We start from the raw sequence: 18,416 nt of genomic DNA, 5'->3' as shown, positions 1-18,416 counted from the left end.
GGGCGATATGGCTTATAAAGGTTATTTAATTGATTTAGACGGAACCATTTACAAGGGGAAAGACCGAATTCCGGCAGGAGAGGCTTTTGTCCATGAGTTGCAAAAGCGAGAAATTCCCTATCTCTTTGTGACTAATAATACAACTCGTACTCCTGAGAGCGTTCAAGAGATGTTGGCTCAGAATTTTAATATCGACACGCCTCTTTCAACTGTCTACACGGCAACTCTAGCAACCATTGACTATATGAATGACTTGGGACTGGAAAAGACAGTCTATGTCATCGGTGAAGCAGGGCTCAAAGATGCCATTAAAGCGGCTGGTTATGTCGAAGACAAGGAAAATCCTGCCTATGTGGTAGTTGGACTGGACTGGCAAGTGGACTATGAAAAATTTGCTACGGCAACTCTTGCCATCCAAAAGGGTGCCCACTTTATCGGAACCAACCCTGACCTCAATATTCCAACAGAGCGTGGTCTCTTGCCAGGTGCTGGTTCACTTGTAACACTTCTTGAAGTAGCAACTCGGGTAAAATCAGTTTATATCGGGAAACCAAATGCTATTATCATGGACAAGGCAGTTGAGCACTTGGGCTTGAAACGAGAAGAATTGCTCATGGTCGGGGATAACTACCTGACGGATATTCGGGCAGGGATTGATAATGGCATTCCAACGCTCTTGGTGACAACAGGTTTCACCAAAGCAGAAGAAGTGGCTGACCTGCCAATCGCACCAACTCATGTGCTTTCTAGCCTTACGGAGTGGGATTTTGATGAAAACTAAACTAACCTTTTGGGGAAGTATGCTCTTTTTCCTCTCCCTTTCTATTCTCTTAACCATTTATCTGGCATGGATTTTCTATCCTTTGGAGATTCAGTGGCTGAACTTAGCGAATCGAGTCTTTCTAAAGTCAGAAACCATTCAGTACAACTTTCAAATTTTGATGAATTACCTGACCAATCCCTTTAGTCAGGTCTTAGAGATGCCTGATTTTCGTTCGTCAGCAGCAGGTCTGCACCACTTTGCGGTGGTGAAGAACCTCTTTCACTTGGTTCAGCTAGTCACATTGGTGACACTGCCAAGTTTCTATTTCTTTGTTAAAAATATTGTAAAAAAAGGCTTTCTACCCCTATATCGTAAAAGTATCCTGGCTTTATTAGTTTTACCTCTGGTCATTGGGCTTTTGGGAGTGTTGATTGGTTTTGAGCAATTCTTTACTCTCTTCCATCAGATTCTCTTTGTGGGAGATGATACCTGGCTTTTTGATCCAGCAAAGGACCCAGTTATTTTGATTTTACCAGAGGCCTTCTTCCTCCATGCTTTCCTTCTCTTTTTTGGACTCTATGAAAGTTTCTTTGGTTTTCTTTATTTGAAAAGTCGTAGAATACTTTAATGTGTTGCATTGATAAAACAGAGATGAAGTTAAAAATTCTTACGAGGAGTGAATTAACTTCATTGGAATTGAGTAATTCGTTCGCATACAGTCTATTTTTCTAGAAAAAAATAGGCTTTTTTCTAGAAATTGCTAGTCAAGCGCTTTATTTTTTTGTATAATAAGAATAGCAAAGTATAGATAAAGAAGAGAAAAGCATGATTACACTATTTTTATCACCGAGCTGTACATCATGTCGTAAGGCAAAGGCCTGGTTAGAGACGCATAAAGTTCCTTTTGAGGAGCACAATATTATGACCAGTCCTTTAACAAGAAAAGAATTGCAACACATTCTTTCCTTGACCGAAAATGGTACTGATGACATCATTTCAACTCGTTCAAAAATTTTCCAAAAATTGGATATTGATGTAGAGAGTATTTCGGTATCGGAGTTGCTTCAGTTGATTGAGCAATATCCTAGTCTTTTGCGTCGCCCAATTATTATTGATACCAAACGCATGCAGATCGGTTTTAATGAAGATGAGATTCGTGCTTTTCTCCCTCGTAGTTACCGTAAACAAGAACTAAAAGAAGCAACATTGAGAGCTGGTATTGGATAGATGAACAAACAGTATAGTTACCCACTAGATTTGTCGTGGAGCACTGAAGAACTTGCTTCAGTGCTTTCTTTTTTTAATGATGTTGAAGCTGCCTATGAAGACAAGGTAGAAGCAAAAAAACTGCTAGAGTCTTACAAGGAATTTAAGTCTGTCGTTCCGAGCAAAAGTGAAGAAAAACGCCTAGGCCGCGAATTTGAGACGGCTAGCGGTTATTCCTTCTATCATGCAGTTCAATTAGCAAAAGAAAAAAGAGAAGGGAAGATTTCTCTTGGAAACTAAATTTAAATTTGCTAAACAGATTGTGCAAGAAGCTGCAGATTACATTTTGGCCCACATGCAAGAAGATTTGCAGGTCGAGCGAAAGTCTTCACCTACTGACTTGGTGACGCGTTTGGATAAGGAAGTTCAGGATCTTTTGGTTGGTAGAATTTTAGCATCTTATCCAGAAGACTTGATTTGTGCGGAAGAGGGCTGTTTGCGTGCTGGAGTCGGTCAAGGTTCCGTTTGGGTGATTGATCCCATTGACGGTACCAATAACTTTGTCGCTCAGAAGGAAGATTTTGCCGTGATGTTGGCTTATTTTGAGAATGGTGTGGGCAAATTTGGCATTATTTATGATGTCATGAAAGGGGATTGTTACTATGGTGGTGGTTCCTTTCCTCCATGTCGTAATAATGAGCCCTTACCAACTTTTAAAAAGAAACCTCTCAGAGAATTTTTAGTGGCTGGTAACTCAGGTATGTTTGAAACAAATGAGTGGGGCTTGGCGGATTTGGGCCGAGCAGCGTTGGGAGTCCGTGTCTATGGTAGTGCGGCCATTAGTTTTGCCAAGGTTTTATCGGGTCGTCTTCTGACTTATATCACCTACTTGCAGCCATGGGATTACGCTGCGGCAAGTATCCTAGGAGACAGTCTGGGCTATCGTCTTCTTACAGTTTCTGGTGAGCCTGTTGATTTTCAAACGCGTCAGCCTGTCATGATGGTGCCAATCGAGATGCAAGAAGAGATTCAGTCCTATATTTATGAAAGGAAAGAAAACTAAATGCAATTTCCAGAAGGATTTGTTGAAAAATATGAAGCGATACTAGAAGATGAGGCAAGAGATTTTCTTGCCTCTTTTAAACAGGAAGCGGTATCGGCTTTTCGGGTCAATCCCTTAAAAGAAAGTCAGCTGTCGTTTGACGATGCCATTCCCTATACACCTTGGGGATACTATGGCAAGGTCTCAGGGAAGTCACCAGAGCATGTGACAGGTTTTGTTTATTCGCAAGAGCCTGCAGCCCAAATGGTGGCCCAGGTGGCTCAACCAAGCCCTGGTATGAAGGTCTTGGACTTGGCGGCAGCACCAGGTGGAAAATCCACGCAACTAGCAGCCTATCTGGCTAATCAGGGAGTCCTTGTTTCCAACGAAATTTCAAGTAAACGTGCTAAGATTTTAGTGGAAAATATGGAGCGGTTTGGTGCTACAAACGTAGTTGTGACCAATGAATCTGCGGACCGCCTAGCCAAGGTCTTTAAAGGTTATTTTGATGTGATTGTCCTTGATGCCCCTTGCTCGGGTGAAGGGATGTTCCGTAAACAACCAGATGCCATGGATTATTGGAGTACCGATTATCCGAGCCAATGTGCCAGTCTCCAAAGAGAGATTCTAGAAGATGCAGTCACCATGCTTGCAGAAGGTGGCCGTCTGGTCTACTCGACCTGTACTTGGTCACCTGAGGAAAATGAAGAAATCGTCCACTGGTTGCTTGATACTTATGATTTTGAATTGCTTCCAGTCGAGCATGTGAACGGTATGGTAGCAGGAATTGGACTTCCTGAAACGGCGCGAATGTACCCTCACCATTTTAAGGGAGAAGGTCAGTTTGTTGCCCACCTGCAGTTTAAGGGAGAAAATCCAGCACCTAAATTCAAAGCCAGCAAGAGCAATCTCAGTCGTGAACAATTGGCTCTGTGGCATGATTTTGCCCAAAAACACTTGCAGGTCAATCTAACTGGTATCTTGCAGACTTTTGGAGATCAGCTCTATCTCTTGCCAGAGATGCTACCTGATCTAGGCAAACTCAAAATTGCTAGAAATGGGCTCCATCTGGGGACGTTTAAGAAGAAACGCTTCGAACCAACTTTTGCTCTGGGATTAGCCTTAAAACCAAGTCAAGTTTTGCAAACAGTCGAAATCAAGGATGAGAATTTTGTAAAATATGTGGCTGGGGAGACAGTTCAGCTAGCTGAAAGTCTACCAAATGGCTGGTATCAAGTTGTGGTTCAAGGAAACGGTCTGGGCTTTGCAAAAGTTACTGGAAATGTTTTAAAAAATTATTATCCAAAAGGCCTCAGATTCAAGTGAAAAAGCTAGTCAAAGAATCTATTCTATGTTATATTGGAAGTATGAGTTTTTTCTGATAGTCTTTCATTTTTACTTATATTATGTTACGAACTGACTGGTCCTCAATGGGGCTTCCAGTCTATAAATCGTAAACCAAATCTTATCATCACTAATTGATATGATAGGAACAGAAAGAAATCAGAGCATTCATCATTATGTTCAAGGAGAAAAATAGTGAAAAAAAGAAAAAAGCTCGTCCTATCTCTTGCGACTCTTTTGCTGGCAGGTTCTCTGGCAGGATGTGCAAGCTGGATTGATCGTGGAGAAACCATGACAGCCGTCGGTTCAACTGCTCTTCAGCCTTTGGTTGAAGCCGCAGCAGACGAATTTGGTTCAAAAAATATCGGAAAAACAGTCAACGTTCAAGGTGGAGGTTCGGGAACAGGACTTTCTCAGGTGCAGTCTGGAGCTGTAGATATTGGCAACTCTGACGTTTTTGCTGAGGAAAAAGATGGAATTGACGCTTCAGCTCTAGTAGACCACAAGGTTGCAGTGGCTGGTCTGGCAGTGATTGTGAACAAAGAAGTGGCTGTTGAAAATCTCACAACCGAGCAACTTCGCAAAATCTTTACAGGTGAAGTGACCAACTGGAAAGAAGTTGGGGGCAAAGACCTGGCCATTTCAATCATCAACCGAGCGGCAAGTTCGGGTTCTCGAGCAACCTTTGACAATGTCGTAATGAATGGCCAATCTGCTATGCAGAGCCAAGAGCAGGATTCCAATGGAATGGTCAAGTCGATTGTCTCCCAAACTCCAGGAGCCATTTCTTATCTTGCCTTTGCTTATGTAGATGACTCGGTCAAGACCATGAAGCTCAATGGTTATGAGCCTACGTCTGAAAATGTAACGACCAACAACTGGCCTTTGTGGTCTTATGAACATATGTACACACTTGGTCAGCCAAATGAGTTAGCTGCTGAATTCCTGAATTTCGTCTTCTCAGACGAAGCCCAAAATGGAATTGTTAGGGGCATGGGCTATATTTCCATCAATGAAATGAAAGTCCAAAAGGATGCTTCAGGTACCGTTACAGCAGTAGAAGGAGGTCAATAATGAATCAAGAAGAATTATCGAAAAAATTACTCTCTCCTTCAAAGAACTCTCGCCTTGAGAAGTTTGGTAAAGGTTTGACCTTCACTTGCCTTTCTTTGATTGTCATCATTGTAGCGATGATTTTGATTTTTGTAGCCCAAAAAGGTTTGTCGACCTTCTTTGTCAATGGGGTCAACATCTTTGATTTCCTCTTTGGACAAACTTGGAATCCCTCAGGGAAACAATTTGGTGCCCTTCCGATGATTTTGGGTTCCTTTATTGTGACGATTTTATCTGCCCTCATCGCAACTCCCTTTGCTATTGGAGCAGCAGTTTTTATGACAGAAGTATCACCAAAGGGTGCAAAGATTTTGCAACCGGCCATCGAACTTCTCGTCGGTATTCCTTCAGTCGTCTATGGATTTATTGGTTTGCAAGTTGTGGTGCCTTTTGTTCGTAGCATCTTTGGTGGAACTGGTTTTGGCATCTTGTCAGGGATTTTCGTTCTCTTTGTCATGATCCTACCAACTGTAACCTTTATGACAACAGACAGCTTGCGTGCTGTTCCTCGTCATTACCGTGAAGCTAGTTTAGCTATGGGAGCCACTCGTTGGCAAACCATCTGGCGTGTGACCTTGAAAGCAGCACGTTCAGGTATTTTCACTGCAGTGGTCTTTGGGATGGCGCGTGCCTTCGGTGAAGCCCTTGCTATTCAGATGGTGGTCGGAAACTCAGCCGTTGTCCCAACTTCGCTAACAACACCAGCTGCGACTTTGACTTCTGTTTTGACTATGGGAATTGGGAATACCGTCATGGGAACGGTTGATAATAACGTTCTCTGGTCACTGGCCTTGGTCTTGCTCTTGATGAGTTTGGCCTTTAACAGTGTGATTAAATTGATTACGAAAGAAAGAGGAAAGAAAAACTATGCACGCTAAGAAATTAGATAAACTTGCAACAGCTGTCCTCTATACCATCGCGGGTATCATCGTGGCCATTTTGGCATCTTTGATTCTCTATATCTTGGTTCGAGGGTTGCCTCATATCTCTTGGTCCTTCTTGACTGGGAAATCCTCCTCTTATCAAGCAGGTGGAGGTATCGGGATTCAGCTCTATAATTCCTTCTTCCTTTTGGTCATTACCTTGATCATTTCTGTTCCCCTGTCTATGGGAGCTGGCGTTTTCCTTGCTGAGTATGCCAAAAAAGGACCTGTGACCAATTTCATCCGTACCTGTATTGAGATTTTGTCTTCTCTACCATCAGTCGTTGTGGGTCTCTTTGGTTACTTGATCTTTGTAGTCCAGTTTGAGTATGGATTTTCAATCATTTCAGGTGCCTTGGCCTTGACAGTCTTTAACCTCCCTCAGATGACTCGAAATGTTGAGGACAGTTTAAAACACGTTCACCATACACAACGTGAGGCTGGTCTTGCCCTTGGAATTTCTCGTTGGGAGACTGTGGTCCATGTCGTCATTCCTGAAGCTCTTCCAGGTATTGTAACAGGTGTTGTCTTGGCATCTGGCCGTATCTTTGGTGAGGCCGCCGCTCTGATCTATACGGCAGGACAGTCTGCACCAGCCCTTGACTGGTCTAACTGGAATATCCTTAGTGTTACCAGCCCTATCTCAATCTTCCGTCAAGCAGAAACATTGGCTGTCCACATCTGGAAAGTCAATAGCGAGGGAACCATTCCAGATGCTACCATCGTATCAGCTGGTTCTGCCGCTGTGCTCCTCATCTTTATCTTGATTTTTAACTTTGGGGCTCGCAAACTCGGAAGCTATTTACACAAGAAATTAACCGCTGCCTAAAGGAGAAGCCATGTCAAAATATAACTGGGATGAAAAGCATATCATCACCTTCCCTGAAGAAAAAGTGGCCCTCTCTACCAAGGATTTACATGTTTACTATGGTAAAAATGAATCCATCAAGGGCATCGATATGCAATTTGAAAAAAATAAAATAACGGCCTTGATTGGTCCATCAGGATCTGGGAAATCTACCTATCTCCGTAGTCTCAATCGGATGAATGATACCATTGACATTGCCAAGGTAACAGGTAAAATTCTTTACCAAGGAATTGACGTCAATCGTCCTGAAATCAATGTCTATGAGATGCGTAAGCATATCGGAATGGTCTTTCAACGTCCAAATCCATTTGCCAAGTCTATTTACCGCAACATCACTTTTGCTCATGAACGTGCAGGTGTTAAGGATAAGAAAGTACTTGATGAAATTGTAGAAACCTCTCTAAGACAGGCTGCCCTTTGGGATCAGGTCAAAGACGACCTCCACAAATCAGCCTTGATGCTTTCTGGTGGTCAGCAACAACGTCTCTGTATCGCTCGTGCCATCTCTGTCAAGCCAGATATCCTCTTGATGGATGAGCCTGCTTCAGCCTTGGATCCGATTGCGACAGCCCAACTGGAAGAAACCATGTTGGAATTAAAGAAGGATTTTACCATAATTATCGTTACCCACAGTATGCAACAGGCCGCCCGTGCAAGTGACTACACAGGATTTTTCTACTTGGGCGATTTGATCGAGTATGATAAGACATCCAATATTTTCCAAAATGCTAAGTTACAGTCAACCAATGACTATGTAACGGGACACTTTGGTTAGAAAGGAAGCAGTATGACAGAACCAATTTTGCAGGTTAAAGACCTGTCCGTTTATTACAATAAAAAGAAGGCCTTGAATAGTGTTTCCCTTTCTTTCCAGCCCAAGGAAATAACCGCCCTCATTGGTCCCTCAGGTTCAGGGAAGTCAACTCTTCTCAAGGCCATCAACCGCATGGGAGATTTAAACCCTGAGGTGACAACAACTGGGACAGTGATTTATAATGGTCACAATATCTATAGTCCACGTACAGATACGGTTGAATTGCGTAAGGAAATCGGCATGGTTTTCCAACAGCCCAATCCCTTCCCTATGTCTATTTATGAAAATGTTGTTTACGGACTACGTATCAATGGAGTCAAGGATAAACAGGTCCTTGATGAAGCAGTAGAAAAGGCCTTGCAACGTGCTTCTATCTGGGATGAAGTCAAGGATCGTTTGCATGATTCGGCCATTGGTCTCTCAGGAGGTCAACAGCAACGTGTCTGTGTTGCCCGTGTTTTGGCAACTAGCCCTAAAATCATCCTCTTGGACGAACCAACTTCAGCTTTGGATCCTATCTCGGCTGGTAAGATTGAAGAAACCTTGTATGGTCTGAAAGATAAGTACACCATGCTCTTGGTAACGCGTTCCATGCAGCAGGCTTCTCGTATCTCTGATAAGACTGGCTTTTTCCTAGATGGAGATTTGATTGAGTTTAATGATACGAAGAAGATGTTCCTTTCCCCTCAAAACAAGGAAACAGAAGATTATATTACAGGAAAATTTGGATAAGGAGTTGAATGATGTTACGATCTCAATTTGAAGAAGATTTGGAGAAATTGCACAACCAGTTCTATGCTATGGGACAAGAAGTGCTCTCGCAGATCAATCGTACAGTGCGTGCCTTTGTTACGCATGACCGTGATTTGGCAAAAGAAGTCATCGAAGACGATGCAGAAGTAAATGAATATGAAGTGAAGTTGGAAAAGAAATCATTTGAAATGATTGCCCTCCAACAACCTGTTTCGCAAGACCTTCGTACCGTCTTGACCGTTCTCAAGGCAGTATCAGACGTGGAACGCATGGGAGATCATGCAGTGTCTATCGCTGAGGCGACCATTCGCATGAAGGGGGAGCAACGTATCCCTTCTGTTGAAGAAGAAATCAAAAAGATGGGACGCGACGTGAAAAACTTCGTTGAAGCAGCCCTAGATCTCTATCTCAACGGTTCTGTGGATCAAGCCTACGAAGTAGCAGCTATGGACGAAAAAATCAACCATTACTTTGATAGCATCCGTGATTTGGCTACAGAAGAAATTAGGAAAAATCCTGAAGCCATCGTTACAGGCCGTGATTACTTCCAGGTCATTTCCTTCTTGGAACGAATCGGAGACTACGCAAAAAATATCTGTGAATGGGTTGTTTACTTTGAAACAGGTAAAATTGTCGAACTCTAAGAAACGGATTAAATATGCACTAAAAAGGCTAATCAACTCAGATTAGTCTTTTTTTTTGAATAAAAAGGAATTTTTTTGAAATGAAAATTCTGAAAATATTGACAAGTATTTTCAAATAAGTTATAATTATTCAGAAATAATAGAAAGGTAGTTTATTTATGAAATTCAAGAAATGGATAGTAGTTGTGTGTAGCATGCTTGCCAGCATGATTTTAGTAGCTTGTCAATCCAGTACGGATAGTTCCCAGTCTGCTGTGGATGCTATCCAACAAAAAGGGAAGCTAGTCGTGGCGACCAGCCCAGACTATGCGCCATTTGAATTCCAAGCCTTGGTAGATGGTAAAAACCAAGTGATTGGTGCAGATATTGATATGGCTCAAGCGATTGCGGATGAACTTGGAGTTAGACTTGAAATCTCTAGTATGAGTTTTGACAATGTCTTGACCAGTCTTCAAACTGGAAAGGCTGACTTGGCCATTGCAGGAATTAGTGCCACCGATGAGAGAAAGGAAGTCTTTGACTTTTCTATCCCTTACTATGAAAACAAGATGAGTTTCTTGGTTAGAAAATCCGATTTAGACAAGTACAAGGATCTTTCAAGCCTCGCAAGTGCCAATATCGCAGCTCAAAAGGGAACTGTTCCAGAAACCATGGTCAAGGAACAATTGCCAAATGCCCAATTGACATCCTTGACCAATATGGGAGAGGCAGTTAATGAATTGCAGGCTGGGAAAGTGGATGCTGTACATATGGATGAACCAGTGGCTCTTAGTTACGCAGGTAAAAACTCAGACCTTGTCGTTGCGACAGCTACTTTGACGATGAAAGATGGCGAAGCCAATGCCGTTGCCATCAAGAAGAATCAATCAGATTTGAAAGCAGTAGTAGATAAGGTTATCCAAAAACTGAAAGATGAAGGAACTTATCAAACCTATCTAGAAAAAGCAGCGAAACTAACAGAAGTTGAACAGTAAAAAAGAAAGCAGAGTTGGAGTTTAATCCAATTCTGCTTTTATGTATTGTAATAGTGCTTCTAGATTTTCAAGAGAGACTTTGGCAAACTGATAAGGACAGGCTTCCAAATAAGCCTCTTCAAAGAAGTCTAGTTTGAGTGAGCTATGCTTTAAACTAGCAATTTTAGGATAGGTTCTCAAATCAAGGAGAAGGCCATCGTGTAGAGGATAGTGGGGCAAGGGACAGGTGTTTTTTCCAAGTATTTCCTTTATCCGAGTCTGATAGTTTTCTTGAAGGGTCAGTCGAGCCAGTCGATTTTTTTCAAATAACTGACTATCGATATAAAGTGAGAGAGCCTTTTGCATGATGAGATTGCTGTCATAGTCCAGGACATTTTTGTAGGAAACAAAAGCCTCTTTTAGGGCATTTGGGAGAATGAGAGCTGTGATACGAAGGGCTGGAAAGAGGCTGGTTGAGAAGGACTTGATATAAATGACGCGATCCTCTGTATCCAGATAGTGGAAGGTCTGACCTTTTTTAGGGTCTAGGTCTCCTAGATAGTCATCCTCGACGATGTAAACACCATACTGGTTTGCTAGATCCAGTATGGCCCTTTTTTCCTGATCAGAATAGGAATGGCCAAGAGGATAGTGGAAGCGAGGAATGGTATAGAAGAACTTGATTTTTCCGGATTTGAACTGTTCTTCTAGTTCGTCAAGGTCAATCCCATCGATTCGGCGTTCAATGGTCCTGTAGGTCAATCCCTGAGCGATCAAGAGGCGATTCATTCGGTGGTAAGTTGGCTGTTCGACCAAAATCTCTTCTCCCTTACTTGGGAAGTTGATCTGAGAAAGGATAAAGAGAGCTTGCTGTGTGCCCGAAGTCAGAACCAGTTGGTCGGGTTTGCAGTATAGGGCTTGGTTGAAAAGAAGTTGATGGACAGATTGTCTCAGTTCCTCAAGTCCTTCTTGGTTGTCATAGTAGTTGAAGAGGTAGTTTTCTCGTCCGATTAACGTTTCATTGACGCAGAGCCGAAAGTCGTCATAGGCACTGGCATGTTCGTCAGTGACTTCGATTTCCAAGTCCTGATGCTGTCCCTGTTCCAGAACATAATAGCCACTTTGGGGCTTGGCATAGAGGTATTGTTCATGGCGTAATTCCAGCAGGGCTCGTTGGACAGTGTCCTTGCTACAATGAAAATCCAGACTCAGTTGACGGATAGAGGGAAGTCTGCTACCAGTTGGAAATTTTCCTGATTCAATACCTTCTTTTAGAAAGGAAATGACTGCTTGGTATTTACTTTCTTTCGTCATTCCAGCCCTCCTTTGATTTTGTTTCATTTTACCTTTTTTTTGTCTACTTGGCAATGGGAAAAGCATTTCTCTCTTTCACATCTAGGGGCAAATGTGGTATACTTAGAAAGTATGATAATTCATTGAAAAGAAGATAAGAGAGAGAATGGATAGAAAAGTGCAGGAACCAGTAAAATTATTTCAATACAATACTCTAGGTGCCCTAATGGCTGGTCTCTATGGTGGAACCATGACAGTGGGAGAATTGCTGGAGCATGGTGACCTTGGTTTGGGAACCCTTGATTCGATTGATGGAGAGTTGATTGTCCTTGATGGCAAGGCTTATCAAGCCAAAGGTTTAGGGGAGCAACCTGAAATTGTAGAAGTTGCGCCTGATGCCCTTATCCCTTATGCGGCAGTGGTCCCCCATCAGGCAGAAGTAATTTTCCGCCAACGCTTTGAGATGACGGACAAGGAATTAGAAAAGCGGATTGAGTCCTACTATGATGGGGAGAATCTCTTTCGCTCTATCAAGATTCATGGTGAATTTTCACAAATGCATGTGCGGATGATTCCCAAATCCACACCTGATACCAAGTTTGCTGAGGTTGCCACCCATCAGCCTGAATATAGTCGAGAAAATGTATCAGGAACCATCGTTGGTTTTTGGACACCAGAGATTTTCCATGGGGTCAGTGTTGCAGGTTACCATTTGCACTTTATCTCGGATGATTTGACTTTTGGTGGACACGTGATGGACTTTGTTATCAAGGAAGGCATTATCGAGGTTGGAGCAGTTGACCAATTGGACCAACGTTTTCCAGTCCAAGATCGCCAGTATTTATTTGCGAAATTTAATGTTGATGAGATGAAGAAAGACATTGACAAGTCAGAATAGGAGAAAAAGATGACACTACATATTATCCTTACCATGATCGCTTTGGTTTTAGTCCTAGTAGGTGGGACTTGGTATGCCAAAAAACGGTTTCAGATCTCTCTTGCAGTGATGGGCTTGGGGGCAATCGCATTTTTTGTTTCTTCTCAAGTGTTAGAGAAGATGGTCCACTTTCTAGTTCTTCGACCGCAAAAAGACGGAACGATTTCGCTCATGAATGAGCAACCTTTCCTATATGTTCTTTACGCGATTGCCATGGCAGCCCTCTTTGAGGAAACTGCCCGCCTTGTCTTTTTTAAATGGTTGGAGAAAAAGAGAAATCTAGAAGAGAAAGACGCTTTGGCTTACGGCTTGGGACATGGAGGTTTGGAGTTGCTCTATCTTGGGATGGGAAGCTTAATCAGTTTGTTGATCCTCTTTTCACTCATCCAGTCTTCAAATACTGATGTAGCCAATCTCCTTCCAAAGGCTACCCTTGAAACGGTTCAGTCTCTATCGATATGGCAGGTTTATTTATTAGGAGTTGAGCGTGTGCTTGCTCTAGTTCTACAAATTGGTCTTTCCATCTGGGTTTACCAAAGTGTTAGTCAAAAGAAATGGATCTACCTCTTTGCTGCCTATGGTTTGCATGCCTTGTTTGATTTGGCTCCAGCTTTATCTCAAGTGGGATGGATTGCAAATCCACTTCTAGTGGAAGTCATTCTTCTTTTAGAAGTACTAGCCTTTATCTGGCTAACAAAATCTACATTTTGGAAAAAATCATCATAAAAAGAGGGAAACCTCTTTTTTTACGCAATGCTTTGACACCAAGAATTTTCCTGTCGTCAAAAGCCCTTAAAAATGGTATAATGAAATGACTTTACAAAAGGATGAGAGATATGACATTCGTAACTAAAATACAAGAACAATTAGAAGGAATCGATATTCGTTTCAAGGAGCCCTTGAAGACCTATACCTATACCAAGGTTGGAGGTCGAGCGGATTATCTAGTTTTGCCACGCAATCGCTATGAGATGGCGCGTGTCGTTCAATTTGCCAATCAGGAGAATATTCCTTGGATGGTGCTAGGAAATGCCAGCAATATCATCGTTCGTGAAGGTGGAGTCCGTGGTTTTGTCATCTTGTGTGATAAGCTCAATAACGTTTCAGTTGATGGTTATACCATTGAGGCAGAAGCGGGTGCTAATTTGATCGAGACAACACGTATTGCACTTCGTCATAGTTTGACTGGTTTTGAGTTTGCTTGCGGCATTCCAGGGAGCATCGGAGGTGCTGTCTTTATGAATGCGGGTGCCTACGGAGGAGAGATTGCTCACATTTTGCAGTCTTGTAAGATTCTGACCAAGGAAGGGGAAATTGAAACCTTGTCAGCCAAGGACTTGGCTTTTGGTTACCGCCATTCAGCTATTCAGGATTCTGGGGCCATTGTCTTGTCAGCTAAATTTGCCCTAGCTCCAGGAAATCATCAGGTTATCAAGCAGGAAATGGATCGCTTGACTCACCTTCGTGAACTCAAACAACCGCTAGGATACCCATCTTGTGGTTCAGTCTTTAAGCGTCCAGTGGGGCATTTTGCAGGTCAGTTGATTTCAGAGGCTGGTTTGAAAGGCTATCGTATCGGTGGTGTTGAAGTGTCTGAAAAGCACGCTGGTTTCATGATCAATGTTGCTGACGGAACGGCTAAAGACTACGAGGACTTGATCCAATCTGTTATTGAAAAAGTCAAGGAACACTCAGGTGTCACTCTTGAGAGAGAAGTTCGAATCTTGGGCGAGAAGGAGTAAGGTTTCGCCAAAATAGCTGCTGCTATGTCAATGGAAAGGGGGTGAAAGCCTATCGGTAGCGAAGATATATGCAGGTGGTTTTACTCCCTGCAAGAGGTAGTGGCGGCCTGACAGAGCCCTGATCTGTTAATTTATGAAAAAGAAGGAATTTATGCCAATTGAAAAAACCAATTATCGAATTCAAAAACGTCTCTAAAGTTTTTGAAGACAGCAACACCAAGGTTCTCAAAGACATTAACTTTGAGTTGGAAGAAGGGAAATTCTATACTCTTTTAGGCGCATCTGGTTCAGGAAAATCAACCATCCTAAACATCATTGCAGGTTTACTGGATGCGACGACAGGAGATATTTTGTTGGATGGGGTGCGGATCAACGACATCCCGACCAACAAGCGAGACGTCCATACCGTCTTCCAATCCTATGCCTTGTTTCCACATATGAATGTGTTTGAAAATGTTGCCTTTCCACTCCGCTTGCGTAAGATTGACAAGAAAGAAATCGAACAACGCGTAGCGGAAGTTCTCAAGATGGTTCAGTTGGAAGGTTATGAAAAACGTTCCATCCGTAAACTTTCTGGAGGACAACGTCAGCGTGTGGCCATTGCCCGCGCCATCATCAACCAACCCCGTGTGGTTTTGTTGGATGAGCCTTTGTCAGCTCTGGACTTGAAATTGCGAACAGACATGCAGTATGAACTGCGTGAACTGCAACAACGATTGGGGATTACCTTTGTCTTTGTCACTCACGATCAGGAAGAAGCTCTTGCCATGAGTGACTGGATTTTCGTTATGAACGATGGTGAGATTGTTCAGTCTGGAACGCCTGTGGACATCTACGACGAGCCGATCAACCACTTTGTTGCCACCTTTATCGGTGAGTCAAATATTTTGCCAGGAACCATGATTGAGGACTACTTGGTCGAGTTTAACGGCAAACACTTCGAAGCGGTCGATGGGGGGATGAAGCCAAATGAGCCTGTTGAGGTTGTCATTCGTCCAGAGGACTTGCGCATTACCCTTCCTGAAGAAGGCAAGCTCCAAGTTAAAGTTGATACCCAGCTTTTCCGTGGAGTTCACTATGAGATCATTGCCTATGACGAACTCGGAAATGAATGGATGATCCACTCGACCCGTAAGGCCATCGTTGGTGAGGAAATCGGTCTGGACTTTGAACCAGAAGACATCCACATCATGCGTCTCAACGAAACCGAAGAAGAATTCGATGCTCGTATCGAAGAATACGTAGAAATCGAAGAGCAAGAAGCAGGTCTGATTAACGCGATCGAGGAGGAAAGAGATGAAGAAAACAACCTCTAAACTCTTTGTAGTACCCTATATGCTTTGGATTGCCCTCTTTGTTCTCGCACCCTTAGTCTTGATTTTCGGACAATCCTTTTTCAACATTGAAGGGCAGTTTAGTTTAGAAAACTACAAATCCTACTTTGCATCACAAAACTTGACCTATCTCAAAATGAGTTTCAACTCTGTGCTCTATGCGGGGATTGTGACCATGGTGACGCTACTCATCAGTTATCCGACAGCCCTCTTTTTGACCCGTCTCAAGCACCGTCAACTCTGGCTCATGCTGATTATCCTGCCAACATGGATCAACCTGCTCCTCAAGGCTTATGCCTTTATCGGGATTTTTGGTCAAGATGGCTCTATTAACCAATTCTTGGAATTTATCGGAATCGGTTCACAGCAGTTGCTCTTTACGGATTTCTCCTTTATCTTTGTCGCAAGCTACATCGAGCTTCCCTTTATGATTTTGCCGATTTTCAATGTCTTGGACGATATGGATAACAATCTTATCAATGCCAGCTACGACCTCGGTGCGACCAAGTGGGAGACCTTCCGCCATGTCATCTTCCCTCTATCAATGAATGGAGTGAGAAGTGGGGTTCAGTCGGTCTTTATCCCAAGTTTGAGTCTTTTCATGCTGACACGTTTGATTGGTGGGAACCGCGTTATCACACTGGGAACAGCTATTGAGCAGAACTTCCTGACAAATGACAACTACGGTATGGGTTCAACCATCGGTGTGATTCTCATCCTGACCATGTTCATCACCATGTGGGTGACCAAGGAAAGGAGAGAACGATGAAAAAATTTGCCAATCTCTACCTAGCCTTTGTCTTTATCATCCTCTATTTGCCAATTTTTTACTTGATTGGCTATGCCTTTAATGCTGGCGATGATATGAACAGCTTTACTGGTTTTAGCTTGAGCCATTTTCAAACCATGTTTGGTGACGGTCGTCTCATGTTGATCCTCACTCAAACCTTTTTCTTGGCCTTTCTATCAGCCTTGATTGCAACCATTATCGGGACTTTCGGTGCCATTTATATCTATCAGTCTCGTAAGAAATACCAAGAAGCCTTTTTGTCGCTCAATAATATCCTCATGGTTGCGCCTGACGTTATGATTGGTGCCAGCTTCTTAATTCTCTTTACACAGCTTAAGTTTTCACTTGGCTTTTTGACGGTTCTATCTAGTCACGTGGCCTTCTCCATCCCAATCGTGGTCTTGATGGTCTTGCCTCGACTCAAGGAGATGAATGGAGACATGATTCACGCTGCTTATGACTTAGGTGCCAGCCAGTTTCAAATGTTCAAAGAAATTATGTTGCCCTATCTAACGCCGTCTATCATCGCAGGTTATTTCATGGCCTTTACCTATTCGCTGGATGATTTTGCCGTGACCTTCTTTGTGACAGGAAATGGCTTTTCAACCCTGTCAGTCGAGATTTACTCTCGTGCTCGTAAGGGAATTTCCCTAGAAATCAATGCCCTGTCTGCCCTTGTCTTTCTCTTTAGTATTATCCTAGTTGTTGGATATTACTTTATCTCACGTGAGAAGGAGGAGCAAGCATGAAAAAACTCTATTCATTTTTAGCAGGAATTGCAGCAATTATCCTTGTCTTGTGGGGAATTGCGACTCATCTAGACAGTAAAATCAATAGCCGAGATAGTCAAAAACTGGTTATCTACAACTGGGGAGACTACATTGATCCCGAACTTTTGGAGCAATTCACAGAAGAAACAGGAATCCAAGTCCAGTATGAGACCTTTGACTCTAATGAAGCTATGTACACTAAGATTAAGCAGGGTGGAACGACTTATGATATTGCTATCCCAAGTGAATACATGATCAACAAGATGAAGGATGAAGACCTCTTGGTTCCGCTGGATTATTCTAAGATTGAGGGGATCGAAAATATCGGACCAGAGTTCCTCAACCAGTCTTTCGACCCAAACAATGAATACTCCATCCCATATTTCTGGGGAACCTTGGGAATTGTCTACAATGAAACCATGGTAGATGAGGCGCCTGAGCATTGGGATGACCTCTGGAAACCAGAGTACAAAAACTCCATCATGCTCTTTGATGGGGCGCGTGAGGTGCTGGGACTCGGGCTTAACTCGCTGGGCTACAGTCTCAACTCAAAGGATCCTCAGCAGTTGGAAGAGACAGTAGACAAACTATATAAACTGACTCCAAATATCAAGGCCATTGTGGCGGACGAGATGAAAGGTTACATGATTCAAAACAATGCTGCTATCGGCGTGACCTTCTCTGGGGAAGCCAGCCAGATGTTGGAGAAAAATTCTAACCTCAAATATGTTGTGCCTACTGAGGCCAGCAATCTCTGGTTTGATAACATGGTCATTCCAAAAACTGTGAAAAACCAAGATGCAGCCTACGCCTTTATCAACTTTATGTTGAAACCCGAAAATGCTCTTAAAAATGCTGAGTATGTAGGCTATGCAACACCAAACCTACCAGCCAAGGAACTGCTCCCAGAGGAGACCAAGGAAGACAAATCCTTCTATCCAGACGCTGATACCATGAAACACCTAGAAGTTTATGAGAAGTTTGACCATAAATGGACAGGAAAATATAGTGACCTCTTCCTACAGTTTAAAATGTATCGGAAGTAGGAGATAGCAGACACGAAACGAATCAGTCAAGCTGGTTCGTTTTCTTAATAGAAGTTAACTTTTACAGCCTTATCTTTTTCT

21 protein-coding genes are annotated in these 18,416 nt (G+C 42.8%); 20 read left to right on the top strand and 1 reads right to left on the bottom strand.

Annotation, left to right across the window (positions count from 1 at the left end; all coding sequences use genetic code 11):
- Positions 1-7 precede the first annotated feature (7 nt).
- The 13 genes from FGK98_RS06605 to FGK98_RS06545 all read left to right on the top strand — a co-directional run bounded on the left by FGK98_RS06605 (position 8) and on the right by FGK98_RS06545 (position 10,444).
- Entirely contained in the window at positions 8-781 is a 774-nt protein-coding gene (locus tag FGK98_RS06605) for a TIGR01457 family HAD-type hydrolase (RefSeq protein WP_138100554.1), read from the top strand.
- Positions 771-1,391, top strand: coding sequence for a TIGR01906 family membrane protein (locus FGK98_RS06600; protein WP_138100553.1), 621 nt, complete (start codon positions 771-773; stop codon positions 1,389-1,391). Before FGK98_RS06605 ends, FGK98_RS06600 begins: the two co-directional genes overlap by 11 nt.
- 197 nt (positions 1,392-1,588) lie before the next feature.
- A complete protein-coding gene (locus FGK98_RS06595; protein ID WP_004246303.1) occupies positions 1,589-1,990 on the top strand; it encodes a Spx/MgsR family RNA polymerase-binding regulatory protein in 402 nt (133 codons plus the stop codon).
- Positions 1,991-2,269 carry a UPF0223 family protein gene (locus tag FGK98_RS06590; RefSeq protein WP_001041968.1) on the top strand — a complete coding sequence of 93 codons (279 nt, stop codon included), beginning with the start codon at positions 1,991-1,993 and terminating at the stop codon, positions 2,267-2,269.
- Positions 2,259-3,032: an inositol monophosphatase family protein gene (locus FGK98_RS06585; RefSeq protein WP_138100552.1), complete on the top strand. Its 774-nt coding sequence runs from the start codon at positions 2,259-2,261 to the stop codon at positions 3,030-3,032. Before FGK98_RS06590 ends, FGK98_RS06585 begins: the two co-directional genes overlap by 11 nt.
- Positions 3,033-4,337, top strand: a complete 1,305-nt coding sequence (locus tag FGK98_RS06580) for an RsmF rRNA methyltransferase first C-terminal domain-containing protein (RefSeq protein WP_138100551.1) — start codon at positions 3,033-3,035, stop codon at positions 4,335-4,337.
- A gap of 213 nt (positions 4,338-4,550) precedes the next feature.
- Positions 4,551-5,429 (top strand): phosphate ABC transporter substrate-binding protein PstS, encoded by an 879-nt coding sequence (locus tag FGK98_RS06575; protein ID WP_138100550.1) that lies wholly within the window; start codon positions 4,551-4,553, stop codon positions 5,427-5,429.
- Positions 5,429-6,346: a phosphate ABC transporter permease subunit PstC gene (gene pstC / locus FGK98_RS06570; protein WP_138100549.1), complete on the top strand. Its 918-nt coding sequence runs from the start codon at positions 5,429-5,431 to the stop codon at positions 6,344-6,346. Before FGK98_RS06575 ends, pstC begins: the two co-directional genes overlap by 1 nt.
- Entirely contained in the window at positions 6,336-7,220 is an 885-nt protein-coding gene (gene pstA / locus FGK98_RS06565) for a phosphate ABC transporter permease PstA (RefSeq protein WP_000543050.1), read from the top strand. Before pstC ends, pstA begins: the two co-directional genes overlap by 11 nt.
- Positions 7,221-7,230: 10 nt before the next feature.
- Complete coding sequence (gene pstB / locus FGK98_RS06560) at positions 7,231-8,034, top strand: phosphate ABC transporter ATP-binding protein PstB (protein ID WP_138100548.1); 804 nt, start codon at positions 7,231-7,233, stop codon at positions 8,032-8,034.
- Between the two features lie 12 nt (positions 8,035-8,046).
- A complete protein-coding gene (pstB, locus tag FGK98_RS06555; RefSeq protein WP_000138670.1) occupies positions 8,047-8,805 on the top strand; it encodes a phosphate ABC transporter ATP-binding protein PstB in 759 nt (252 codons plus the stop codon).
- Between the two features lie 11 nt (positions 8,806-8,816).
- Positions 8,817-9,470 carry a phosphate signaling complex protein PhoU gene (phoU, locus tag FGK98_RS06550; protein ID WP_000946469.1) on the top strand — a complete coding sequence of 218 codons (654 nt, stop codon included), beginning with the start codon at positions 8,817-8,819 and terminating at the stop codon, positions 9,468-9,470.
- A gap of 158 nt (positions 9,471-9,628) precedes the next feature.
- The gene (locus FGK98_RS06545) at positions 9,629-10,444 is read left to right on the top strand and encodes an ABC transporter substrate-binding protein (protein ID WP_138100547.1); all 816 of its coding nucleotides are present in this window, start codon (positions 9,629-9,631) and stop codon (positions 10,442-10,444) included.
- Positions 10,445-10,465: 21 nt separating this feature from the next.
- Here the strand turns inward: FGK98_RS06545 and FGK98_RS06540 are convergent, their stop codons facing one another.
- A complete protein-coding gene (locus FGK98_RS06540) occupies positions 10,466-11,737 on the bottom strand; it encodes an aminotransferase-like domain-containing protein (RefSeq protein WP_138100546.1) in 1,272 nt (423 codons plus the stop codon).
- A gap of 145 nt (positions 11,738-11,882) precedes the next feature.
- On the opposite strand from FGK98_RS06540, the gene budA reads away from it, so the two are divergent.
- From budA to FGK98_RS06505, 7 genes are all read left to right on the top strand, one after another.
- Positions 11,883-12,614: an acetolactate decarboxylase gene (gene budA, locus FGK98_RS06535; protein ID WP_138100545.1), complete on the top strand. Its 732-nt coding sequence runs from the start codon at positions 11,883-11,885 to the stop codon at positions 12,612-12,614.
- A 9-nt stretch (positions 12,615-12,623) separates the two neighbouring features.
- Complete coding sequence (locus tag FGK98_RS06530; protein ID WP_138100544.1) at positions 12,624-13,379, top strand: YhfC family glutamic-type intramembrane protease; 756 nt, start codon at positions 12,624-12,626, stop codon at positions 13,377-13,379.
- 110 nt (positions 13,380-13,489) lie between these two features.
- The gene (murB, locus tag FGK98_RS06525; RefSeq protein WP_171011125.1) at positions 13,490-14,395 is read left to right on the top strand and encodes a UDP-N-acetylmuramate dehydrogenase; all 906 of its coding nucleotides are present in this window, start codon (positions 13,490-13,492) and stop codon (positions 14,393-14,395) included.
- A gap of 158 nt (positions 14,396-14,553) precedes the next feature.
- Complete coding sequence (locus FGK98_RS06520; protein ID WP_138100543.1) at positions 14,554-15,711, top strand: ABC transporter ATP-binding protein; 1,158 nt, start codon at positions 14,554-14,556, stop codon at positions 15,709-15,711.
- Positions 15,692-16,498, top strand: a complete 807-nt coding sequence (locus FGK98_RS06515) for an ABC transporter permease (protein WP_125424653.1) — start codon at positions 15,692-15,694, stop codon at positions 16,496-16,498. The genes FGK98_RS06520 and FGK98_RS06515 overlap by 20 nt, the downstream gene beginning before the upstream one ends.
- Positions 16,495-17,268 (top strand): ABC transporter permease, encoded by a 774-nt coding sequence (locus tag FGK98_RS06510; RefSeq protein ID WP_061599258.1) that lies wholly within the window; start codon positions 16,495-16,497, stop codon positions 17,266-17,268. The genes FGK98_RS06515 and FGK98_RS06510 overlap by 4 nt, the downstream gene beginning before the upstream one ends.
- The gene (locus FGK98_RS06505; RefSeq protein ID WP_138100542.1) at positions 17,265-18,335 is read left to right on the top strand and encodes an ABC transporter substrate-binding protein; all 1,071 of its coding nucleotides are present in this window, start codon (positions 17,265-17,267) and stop codon (positions 18,333-18,335) included. The genes FGK98_RS06510 and FGK98_RS06505 overlap by 4 nt, the downstream gene beginning before the upstream one ends.
- Positions 18,336-18,416: the final 81 nt, after the last annotated feature.

Origin of the sequence: Streptococcus australis (assembly GCF_901543175.1) — a bacterium.
GTDB lineage: Bacteria > Bacillota > Bacilli > Lactobacillales > Streptococcaceae > Streptococcus > Streptococcus australis_A.
This window is presented reverse-complemented; position numbering and strand designations above follow the sequence as displayed.